The 10,274-nt window shown below is 70.8% G+C and carries 9 protein-coding genes; 4 read left to right on the top strand and 5 right to left on the bottom strand.

All coding sequences use genetic code 11. The annotated features are described in order from the left end of the window. Window positions 1-8: 8 nt before the first annotated feature. From ACZ63E_RS29555 to ACZ63E_RS29570, 4 genes are all read right to left on the bottom strand, one after another. The gene (locus tag ACZ63E_RS29555) at window positions 9-566 is read right to left on the bottom strand and encodes a snapalysin family zinc-dependent metalloprotease (RefSeq protein ID WP_465339384.1); all 558 of its coding nucleotides are present in this window, start codon (window positions 564-566) and stop codon (window positions 9-11) included. Between the two features lie 158 nt (window positions 567-724). Continuing rightward, window positions 725-1,282 (bottom strand): TetR/AcrR family transcriptional regulator, encoded by a 558-nt coding sequence (locus ACZ63E_RS29560; RefSeq protein WP_465339385.1) that lies wholly within the window; start codon window positions 1,280-1,282, stop codon window positions 725-727. A 2-nt stretch (window positions 1,283-1,284) separates the two neighbouring features. Next, window positions 1,285-2,766, bottom strand: coding sequence for an MFS transporter (locus tag ACZ63E_RS29565; protein ID WP_465339386.1), 1,482 nt, complete (start codon window positions 2,764-2,766; stop codon window positions 1,285-1,287). 71 nt (window positions 2,767-2,837) lie between these two features. Next, window positions 2,838-3,113: a hypothetical protein gene (locus ACZ63E_RS29570; protein WP_465339387.1), complete on the bottom strand. Its 276-nt coding sequence runs from the start codon at window positions 3,111-3,113 to the stop codon at window positions 2,838-2,840. 358 nt (window positions 3,114-3,471) lie between these two features. Between ACZ63E_RS29570 and ACZ63E_RS29575 the strand changes: the two genes are divergently transcribed. Continuing rightward, a complete protein-coding gene (locus ACZ63E_RS29575; RefSeq protein ID WP_465339388.1) occupies window positions 3,472-3,702 on the top strand; it encodes a hypothetical protein in 231 nt (76 codons plus the stop codon). 22 nt (window positions 3,703-3,724) lie between these two features. Here the strand turns inward: ACZ63E_RS29575 and ACZ63E_RS29580 are convergent, their stop codons facing one another. Then, window positions 3,725-4,897 carry an ROK family protein gene (locus ACZ63E_RS29580; RefSeq protein WP_465339467.1) on the bottom strand — a complete coding sequence of 391 codons (1,173 nt, stop codon included), beginning with the start codon at window positions 4,895-4,897 and terminating at the stop codon, window positions 3,725-3,727. A gap of 137 nt (window positions 4,898-5,034) precedes the next feature. Between ACZ63E_RS29580 and ACZ63E_RS29585 the strand changes: the two genes are divergently transcribed. Genes ACZ63E_RS29585 through ACZ63E_RS29595 form a run of 3 tightly spaced genes read left to right on the top strand, consistent with a single transcriptional unit; the run spans window position 5,035 to window position 10,171 of the window. Next, a complete protein-coding gene (locus ACZ63E_RS29585; protein ID WP_465339389.1) occupies window positions 5,035-6,474 on the top strand; it encodes an APC family permease in 1,440 nt (479 codons plus the stop codon). Beyond that, a complete protein-coding gene (locus tag ACZ63E_RS29590; RefSeq protein WP_465339390.1) occupies window positions 6,471-9,284 on the top strand; it encodes a glycosyl hydrolase 2 galactose-binding domain-containing protein in 2,814 nt (937 codons plus the stop codon). Before ACZ63E_RS29585 ends, ACZ63E_RS29590 begins: the two co-directional genes overlap by 4 nt. Beyond that, window positions 9,281-10,171, top strand: a complete 891-nt coding sequence (locus tag ACZ63E_RS29595; RefSeq protein ID WP_465339391.1) for an ROK family protein — start codon at window positions 9,281-9,283, stop codon at window positions 10,169-10,171. The genes ACZ63E_RS29590 and ACZ63E_RS29595 overlap by 4 nt, the downstream gene beginning before the upstream one ends. Window positions 10,172-10,274 lie beyond the last annotated feature (103 nt).

Below are 10,274 nucleotides of genomic sequence, written 5' to 3' on the forward strand. Positions count from 1 at the left end.
GGCGAAACTCAGAAACCGTAGACGGTCTCGTAGACGCGCTGCTCCGGCGTGTTAGTCGCCGCGAGGCCGTTGGCCCACAGCGAGTTCACCCGGCTGCGCTCCGCCGAGTTGGGGAAGGCGTTGGTGCAGGACGGGCCGGGGCCGCCACCGGACATCAGCTCCGAGCACGGGCCCGAGTAGTGGTCGGGCAGGCCGAGGGCGTGCCCGGTCTCGTGCGCCGCGATGCGGGTCGGGTTGTACTGGCGGGCCTGGGTGTAGTCGATGAAGATGGTGCCGCTGCCATGCCCGTTGGTCGAGGCGTAGGACCCACGGGGGTCGTTGCCCTCGGTGTAGCGCAGGCTCGCGCCGGAGTTGCGCTCGACCAGTCTGACGTTGGTCACACTGTTGTTCCAGTTGGCGGCACCGGCGTTGATCACCGAGCGGAACGACGGCGCGCTGGCCGTGCTGTAGTACACCGTCGTGACGGCGGCTTCCTGCTGGGTGGCGGCGGCAGCGGTGCCCGCGACGACCGGGGTGACGGCCAGGGCGAGCGCGGCTGCGCCGGCCAGGGCGAACTTCCTCGACATCGGAAGACTCCTCGTTGGGGACGGGGATTTGCCGGATTTGCGCGCGCTGTCGAAAAAGTTACTCGCTGCCCGGCCCCGCCGGAGCCGACTTAGGTAGGGCCGTCGAAGTGGTGATTTACCAACACTTTCTCCGGGTTGACAACAGGCCGCCGCCGGGGTCAGGCGTCCAGGGTGAGGCTGATGAGCTGCTGTTCCAGCTTCCGCGCCGCCGCCACCTCGAGGCCGACGCCCCACAGCGGCGCGGTGCTGGCGCCGTCGGCCGCCGCGACCACCAGCGTCACGACGTGGCCGGGCAGGCCGTCGTCGTGCAGCTCGCGGTCCCAGCGCTCGGCGTCCGCGCGGGCGAGCTCGGCGATCTCCGGGATCGAGATCAGCTGCGCGATCAACGCGATGTTCTCGCGGATCGCGACCTCGTCCTGGGACGTGTCGAGCGACGCCCGGACGTATGCGCGGACCAGCCGGCCCGGGCGTGTGTCGGCCGGCTCCAGGGCCGCGTGCACCTCGGCCCGGTAGCCGTCCAGGATGTCCTGGGCGAGCGCGCGGACCAGCGCGTCCTTGGCGGGGAAGTGGTACAGCAGCCCGCCTTTCGACACGCCGGCCGCCTTCGCGATGTCGTCGAGGGACGCGGAGATCCCGCGCGTGCGGATGACGGTCCCGGCCGCGTCGAGCAGCGCCCGGCGCGTTTCCTCCGGGCCGCGCCCGGCTTTGCGAGGCATGCTCAGTCCTTTCCGGACGGAATCGTACGCCAGGCGATCACCGCGGCGACGGCGGTGACGGCCGCCGCCGCAAGGGAGGTCACCTGCATCGCGCCGGTGAACGCTTCCCTTGCCGTGTGGGCGAGTCCGGACGCCGGGTCGAGCACGGTCACCGCCGCGGCGAGGGAGTCGCGCGCCTCGGCGGGGACCCCGTCGGCCGGCAGGAACGCGCGGTAGCCGACCGTCACCAGCGAGCCGAGGATCGCGATGCCCAGCGCCGCACCGAGTTCGTACGCGGTTTCGGAGATCGCCGACGCCGAGCCGGCCTTGTCCCGCGGGACGGCGGACAGCACCGAGTCGACGGTGAGCGTCAGCGCGAGCCCGACCCCGAGGCCGACCGGCACCAGGCTCAGGCCCAGCCACCAGTACTGCGGCGCCCGTTCGGCCACGGCGACCAGCGCGAGCCCGAGCGCGGCGACCGCGAGGGCGGCCGCGACGGCCCGGCCCCGGCCGAGGCGGCCGACGACCACCCCGACGGCGGCCACGACGACGATCGAGGCCAGCGTCGCCGGCATCTCCGCGAACCCGGCCTGCAGCGGCGAGAAGCCGCGCACGAGCTGCAGGTACTGGGAGAAGAAGAACAGCAGGCCCATCAACGCGAACACCGCGATGAAGCTGGCGAGGACGGCGCCGCTGAACGCCCCGTTGCGGAAGAGCGTGACGTCGATCAGCGGGCTCGCCGACCGCCGCTGACGGCGCACGAACACCACACCGGAGACGACGCCGACGACGGCCGCCACGGCGACCTGCGCGTCGAGACCGGAGCTGACAGCGTGCTTGACCGCGTAGACCAGCGGGACGATCGCGGCCAGCGAGAGCCCGGCCGAGAGCAGATCGAAGCGGCCCGGGTCCGGGTCACGCGACTCCGGCAGCAGGACGGCGCCCGCGATCAGGAACACCACGACGATCGGGACGTTGATCAGGAACACCGAGCCCCACCAGTAGTGCTCCAGCAGCACGCCGCCGACGAGCGGGCCCAGCGCGATGCCACCGCCGGACCCGGCCGACCAGATCGCGATGGCGCGGGTGCGCTCGCGCGGGTCGGTGAAGAGGGTGCGGATGATCGAGAGCGTCGACGGCATGATCGTCGCGCCCGCGACCCCGAGCAGCAGCCGCGCGAGGACGAGCACCCCGGCGGTGGGGGAGAAGGCGGCCAGCGCCGAGGCGACCCCGAAGGCCGCGGTGCCGATGAGCAGCACCCGCTTGCGGCCGAAGCGGTCGGCGAGGTTCCCGGCCGTGACCAGCAGGCCCGCCAGGGCGAGCGAGTAGACGTCGCCGATCCAGAGGATTTCGGTGGCGGTCGGCGCGAGCTCGCGGGTCAGGGACGGCACGGCGAGGTAGAGGACGGTGCCGTCGACGGCGAGTAGCAGCACGGCGCCGACCAGCACGGCGAGCGCGGCCCAGCGGCGGGTCGCGGGCGGGGAGACGGTCAGGCTGGTGGTCATGCGTCTTACTATACCGTCCAGACGGTACAGTAACGTGAGTGTAACTGGTCACACCGCGGCTTTCGCCGAGGTCAGAGGCTTCGATGGGCTCCCGAGGCCGGGCCCCGGCGGCTCAGCTCTTCGGCCAGGATCAGGCTGACGTGCACGGACGCCTGCCCCAGCGTCCGGCGGGCCACGCCCACCGCTGTGAACAGCACGAGCACGGTCACGCTGAGGAGCAGGCCACCGACGGTGTCACCGGGGATCACCGCGGCGACCGAAGCGGCCAGCACGACCGGCGGCCACCAGGGCGCGGGCAGCGCGTGCCGCGGCCGCCGGATCCTGGCGTGTGCCCGATGGATGCTCATGGCCGCCTCCGCTCCACTGTGTGCCGGGGTGGCCTTGCATCATGACCGACCGGATCGTCCGGGTGACCGGGTATTCGCGTTACCAATCCGGCTGAAAGCAGGCCGACCCCCTGTGCGGCGCGTAACCGTTGCTACGCAGCCATTCGGCCGTAACTGTAGTCGGATTGGTAACGATCGGCGCAGTACGTACACGATTGCCCGGAATGCGCCGCCGAACGGCCTAACCCACGCCGTGTCCGATGCGCTGTCGGTGGCCTCGCGTCACCGCTTCGGGGCATGGTCGTGCGGTGCTGGAGGGTGCTAGCGACCGGTGATCAGAGCCACGTCACCACTGTCTCGGCGCGCCTAGACTGGAGGTATGACGGCGGAAGAGCTGATGATCGAGTTCGCCTTGACGCGCCTCGATCACCCGGACCTCGACCTCGAGGACCTGGCCGCGCTCGTCGTCCGGCGAGGCGGGACGGAGCGCGAGCTGGAGTTCGCGGCCCGCAACCTGGCCGACCGCGGCGAACTGCGCGGCGCGGCCTTCCCGACGGCCGTCGAGTACGTGCTGCGGGTGGTGCTGACCCTGCGGGGGCCGTCGGACTGACCGGCGCCGCCGAGCGTCACCGCTAGGCCTCGCCGGCCGCCCGGCTGAGTCCGCGCCGGTCGAAGACCAGCTCACGCGCCGTGCCCAGGGCCGTCGCGATCGCGCCCGCCAGGACGGCGTCCTCGCCCAGCTGGCCGGCCACGATCTCCGGGACCACCGGGATCGTCGCGGCCAGGGCGCGCCGCATCGGGTCGGCCAGGAGGTCGGCGTTGCCGCCGACACCGCCGCCCAGCACGATCAGCCGGGGGTCCAGCACCGCCGTCACCGCCGCGACCACGTACGCCAGCTTCTCCGCCTCGTCCTCGACCACGCGCATCGCCCGCTCGTCACCCGCGCGGGCCAGCCGGAAGACGTCCTTCGCCGAACGCGCCTTCGTGAGCCCCAGCTCGTGGGCCGTCTCGACGATCGCCTGGCCCGACGCCGCCGTCTCCACCGGGCCCGGGCGGTGGGTGGTCGCGCTGCCGGCGAGCGGGCCGTAGGGCAGGTCGGCGATCTCGCCCGCCGCGCCGTGCGCGCCGCGGAAGAGCTTGCCGTGCACCAGCAGGCCCATGCCGATCCCGGTGCCGACCGTCAGGCACACCAGCACGTCGACCCCGAGCGCCGCGCCCAGCGCGTGTTCGCCGACCGCGCACAGGTTCGCGTCGTTCTCGACCACGACGTCCGAACCCGCGACGGCCAGCGCCGAGACGAGCTCGTGCAGCAGCCCGCGCCGCTCCCAGCCCGGCAGGTTGGGCGCGCGGTGCACCGTCCCGGTCGCCGGGTCGGGGACCCCGGGCGTGCCGACGACCGTCGCGACGACCTCGTGCGGGCTCAGCCCGGCCGAAGCCACCGCGCGTTCGACGGATTCGCTCACGGTGCGCACCAGCGCGCTCGCGGAACGGCACCGGTTGGGCTCGTCCAGCCGCGTGACGATGCTGCCCTCCAGATCGGCCACGGCGATCCGGATCGCCCGGCGGCCGATGTCGACGCCCACGACGTGCCCCGCGTCCGGCGCCGCCTGGTAGACGACCGCCGCCCGGCCCGGGCCGGACAGGCTGCGCCCGGTGGTTCGGACCAATCCGTGCTGCTCGAGATCGAGGAGCGCCTGTCCCACCGTGGGTTTCGACAACCCCGTGTCGGTCGCTATCTGCGGTCGTGTCGCTTCGCCCTGGGTGCGCAGCCGGTCCAGCACCAGGCGCTGGTTCAGCGCCCGCATGCTCGCCGGGGTTCCCACCTGCGGCCCGTTTTGTCCCACGAATCCTCCTGAGTTGCCGCAAGTTTATCCATGGAACTCTTTCGAGTGCCCTCGTTTTATGTTAAGAAACTTTACTAACTATCGGACGGAGGCACGTCGTGAGTTCACCCACTCGTTCAGGGGAACCCGGGCCCGCGCAGCCCAGCCTTGAACGCAAGATCGGCCCGCTCCAGGCCACCGCGATCAACATGACCCAGATGTGCGGTATCGGCCCGTTCGTCACGATCCCCGCCATGGTCGCCACCATGGGTGGTCCGCAGGCGATGTTCGGCTGGGTCATCGGGGCGATCGTCGCGCTGGCCGACGGGCTCATCTGGGCCGAACTCGGCGCCGCGATGCCGGGCGCCGGCGGCACCTACCTGTACCTGCGCGAGGCGTTCCAGTACCGCACCGGGCGGCTGATGCCGTTCCTGTTCGTCTGGAGCGCGGTGCTGTTCATCCCGCTGATCATGTCGACCGGCATCATCGGCCTCGTCCAGTACCTCGGCTACCTGATCCCCGGCGTCACCGACGACGGCGGGACCACCGCGCTGGGCAAGATCATCGGCGTCGGCATCACGCTCGTCATCGTCGCCGCGCTGTTCCGCAAGATCGGCCAGATCGGCAAGCTGACGACGGTGCTGTTCGTCGTCATGCTGGTCGCGGTGCTCACCACGGTCGTCGCCGCGTTCACGCACTTCAGCGGCGCGCAGGCGTTCGCCTTCACCCCGGGCGCGTTCAGCTCGGCCGGCGAGGGCACGTTCTGGGGCGGCCTCGGCGCCGGCCTGATCATCGCGATCTACGACTACCTCGGCTACAACACCACCGCCTACCTCGGCGGCGAGGTCCGCTCGCCGGGCCGGACGCTCCCGCGGTCGATCCTCTTCTCGATCGTCGGCATCATGAGCCTCTACTTCCTGCTGCAGGTCGGGGTGCTCGGCTCGATCCCGCTGGACGAGCTGAAGTCCGCCACCTCGGTCGCCTCCAGCGTGCTCGAGCAGGCGTGGGGCACCACGACGGCGAAGATCGTCACCGTCTTCATCGTCGTCGCGGCCATCGGCTCGGTGTTCGCCGGCCTGCTCGGCGGCTCGCGCGTGCCGTTCGAAGCCGCGCGCGACAAGGTGTTCCTGTCGATGTTCGGCAAGCTGCACCCGAAGCTGAACCTGCCGACCGCCGGCGTGCTCACCATGGGCGCCATCACGATCATCGGCTCGCTGTTCACGCTGACCGACGTCATCAACGCGGCCGTCGCCACCTTGGTCATCATCCAGTCGCTGGCCCAGGTCGCGGCGATCGTGACCCTGCGGCGGCGGCAACCGAACCTCAAACGGCCGTACCGCCAGTGGCTCTACCCGGTGCCGACGATCGTCGCGCTGGTCGGCTGGGTCTACATCTACGTCTCCGCGACCTGGCTTTCGATCGGGCTGTCGCTCGGCTGGATCGCCGTCGGCGCGATCGCGTACCTGATCTACGCCAGGGCCGAGCACACCTGGCCGTTCGGACCCAAGGAGATCAAGGAGGCCTTCGCCTCCGCCGAGACCGAAGGGGCTCAGGCATGACCAAGAAGCTCGCGGCGCTGGCCGCGCTGATCCTGGTGCCGGGGGTGCTGAGCGTCGCCCCGGCGGCGTCGGCGCAGCAGGAAACCGCCCGGCCGCACGGCCTCAGCACCATCGGCGCGCAGGGCTGGCAGGTGCTCACCACGGCGAACGTCAAGGACGGCGGGGAGAAGGTCTCCTCGCCCGGTTACAGCACCCGCGGCTGGCTGCCGGTGAAGCCGGACGACGCGGGCGCGCCCGGCACCGAGATCAACGCCCTGGTGCAGAACGGCAAGTGCCCCGACGTATTCGTCTCCGACAACATGCGCAAGTGCTTCGGGTACGTCGACAAGCTCGGCCCCGTCGTGACGAAGCCGTTCTCCGACCCCTGGTGGTACCGCGCCGACTTCGCACCGGACATCCGGGGAGGCCAGAGCGCCAAGCTGACCATCCCGGGCATCGTCGGCGAGGGCGACGTCTGGGTGAACGGCAAGCTCGTCGCGACGAAGGACGTGGTGAGCGGCGCGTTCGCCGGGCACACCTTCGACGTCACGAAGCTGGTGAAGCCGGGCAAGAACACCTTGGCGATCAAGGTGTACCCGAACGACCCGCTGAAGATGTACACCCTCGACCAGGTCGACTGGGGCCAGATCCCGCCGGACAACAACACCGGCATCCAGTTCCCGCCGACCCTGCAGGTGTCCGACGCCCTGACCGGCGACAACGCCCACGTCACGCAGGACAACGCGCCCGACCTGTCCAGCTCCTCGCTGACGGCGAAGGTGGACGTCACCAACAACGCGGCGAACCCGCAGACCGGCGACGTCGCCGCGACCATCACCCCGCCTTCGGGCGCGGCGATCGTCGTCCACCAGCGCGTGACGATCCCGGCGAACACGAAGAAGACCGTGACGTTCGCGCCGGTCAAGATCAGCAAGCCGAAGGTGTGGTGGCCCTACTCGATGGGTGACCAGCCGCTCTACACGCTGACCACCGCGGTCTCGCAGAACGGCACGCTGTCGACTTCGTCGAAGAGCACCTTCGGCATCCGCACGGTCACCTCGCGCCTGGTCGGCAAGTCCGCGCCGCTGCCCGAGGGCGCGCGGCAGTTCACGATCAACGGCAAGGACTTCGTCTTCCGCGGCGGCGGCTTCGCGCCGGACCTGTTCCTGCGCTACGACAAGGCCGACACCGCGCACCAGATCGCGCTGATCAAGAACATGGGCCTGTCCGGCGTCCGGCTCGAGGGCCACGACATGCCGCAGGACTTCTACGACCAGGCCGACCGCGCCGGGCTGCTCGTGATCGGCGGCTTCCTGTGCTGTGACGCCTGGCAGCCCGAGGACGCCTCGACGCTGACCGAGCGCGACTACCGGATCATGCACGACTCGGCGTACACGATCGCGCAGATGGAGCGGAACCACCCGAGCGTCTTCAACTACGGCTGGAGCGACAACGAGCCGGTGCCGCGCCAGGAGTCCGAGACGCTGAAGGCGTTCAAGGAAGCCGACTTCCAGGTGCCGGTGATCGCCTCGGCGGAGTACAAGAGCACGCCGACGCTCGGCCAGTCCGGGGAGAAGGAGGGCCCGTACGACTGGGTCCCGCCGTCCTACTGGTACGACACCTCGCACTTCGACGCCGAGGACTCCTCCCGCACCAACGCGGGTGGCTCGTGGGGCTTCGCGAGCGAGCAGAGCGCCGGGCACACCGTGCCGACGCTCGACTCGATCAAGCGGTTCCTCTCGCCCACCGAGCAGGCGAAGCTGTGGCAGGACCCGGCGTACAACCAATACCACGCCAACTTCGAGCCCGGCCACGGCGGTTACGCGTTCGGCACGCTCTACACGCTGGACCAGTCGATCCGGCAGCGGTACGGGAGGTGGAGCTCGCTGAAGTCCTATGTGGACCTGGCGAACATCGCGAACTACGAGAACACCCGCTCGCAGTTCGAGAGCTTCCTGCACCACTCGACCGACAAGAACAACCCCGCGACGGGCGTCGTTTACTGGCAGCTCAACAAGGGCTGGCCGACGCTGCTGTGGTCGCTCTACAACGACGACGGCGACCAGGCGGGCGCGTTCTTCGGCGCCAAGAAGGCGAACAAGCCGCTGCACGCGATCTACGGCTACGACAACGGTTCCGTGACCCTGGACAACCTCGGCGCGAGCACGCAGAACGGGCTTTCGGTGCAGGCCCGGGTGCTCGACACCGCGGGCAAGGTCCTCGACGACCAGACGGCGTCCGGCCTCTCGCTGGGCTCGCAGGGCGTGAAGACCGGTGTCCTCAAGCCGAAGGTGCCCGCCGAGACGAAGGCGCCGGCGCCCGCGCAGGTCTACTTCGTCGAGCTGCAGGTGAAGCAGGGCGGGAAGGTCGTCGACCGGAACGTCTACTGGCTTTCCACGCAGAAGGACGTCGTCGACTGGGGCAAGACGCTGGGCAACCCGCAGGCGACGCTGTCGCAGTACAGCAACCTGCAGGCCCTGCAGAACCTGCCGAAGTCGCAGGTCAGCGCCGTCGCCTCGACTCGGGCGCACGGCGGTGACCTCGTCACCACGGTGACCGTCACCAACACGTCGAAGACTCCGGGGGCGGCCTTCTTCCTCCGGGCCGACGCTCGTCGGGGCACGCCGGACGGCCGCGAGGCGCCGGGGGACAACCAGCTCGTGAACGCGATGTGGGACGACAACGACATCACCCTGTGGCCGGGCCAGTCCCAGACGCTGACCGTCACGTACAAGGCGGCCGATCTGCGTGGCGCCGCGCCGGTGATCAGTGTCGACGGAGTGAACACCGGCCGGATCGTGGTCCGGGGGACAGGAGGGGCTGCGGAGTGAGTAGCGAAGTGATTCTCGGGATCGACTTCGGCGGCACGAAGGTGGCGCTGGGGCTCGCCGACCACGACGGGAACCTGCTGGCCACCTGCCGGCTGGACACCGACGCGCAGGCGGGAGCCGAACAGGTGGTCGTGCGGGCGCTCGCCGGGGCCAAGGGGCTCCTGGCCGACGCGGGCGCCGTGCCTGCCGCGATCGGCGTCGTCAGCCCGGGGATCGTGCTGCCGGATCGGATCCTGCTCGCGCCGAACGTGCCGGGCTGGGAGCAGCTGCACCTGGCGGAGCTGGTGGCGGCGGAGTTCCCGGCCGTGCCGATCTCGGTCGGGACCGACGCGAAGGCGGCGGCACTCGCGGAATGGCGCTGGGGCGCGCTGACCGGGGCCGACCCGGCGGTGTTCCTCTCGCTGGGCACCGGCATCGCGGCGGCGGTGCTGGTCGGCGGCCGGTTGCTGACCGGCGCCAACGGAGCTGCGGGCGAGATCGGGTACAACCTGCTCTCACCGCAGGACACCGAGGGCTTCGCAAGCGGAGCGGCGCCGCTTGAGGAAGCCGTCGGTGGGCGTGGGCTGGGCGGCCGGGCGAGCAGTCTGCTCGGCCGCCCGGTCACCGCGGGCGAGCTGTTCGCGCTGGCCAAGGAGAACACCGAGGCCAAGGAGCTGGTCACGGCGGCGCTGGACGAGCTGTCGATGCACGTGGCCAACCTGGCGATCGCCCTGGACCCCCAGCGCATCGCGGTCGGCGGCGGGCTGGTCCGCTCGGCGGAGGTCCTGCTGCCGGCGCTGGCGGACCGGCTCGCGCACGCGGTCCCGTTCCCGCCGGAGCTGGTGTCGGCCCGCTTCGACCAGGACGCGGCGTTGCTCGGAGCCGTGGCGCTGGCGCTGGGAGGTTAGCCGTCCGGGGGGGGGGGGGGGGGGGGGGGGGGGGGGGGGGGGGGGGGGGGAGGAGGAGCGGAGCACCCCCGAGACCAGAAGAAACGCCACCCACCCCCGTCTG

The organism is Amycolatopsis sp. NPDC104819 (genome assembly GCF_055583145.1).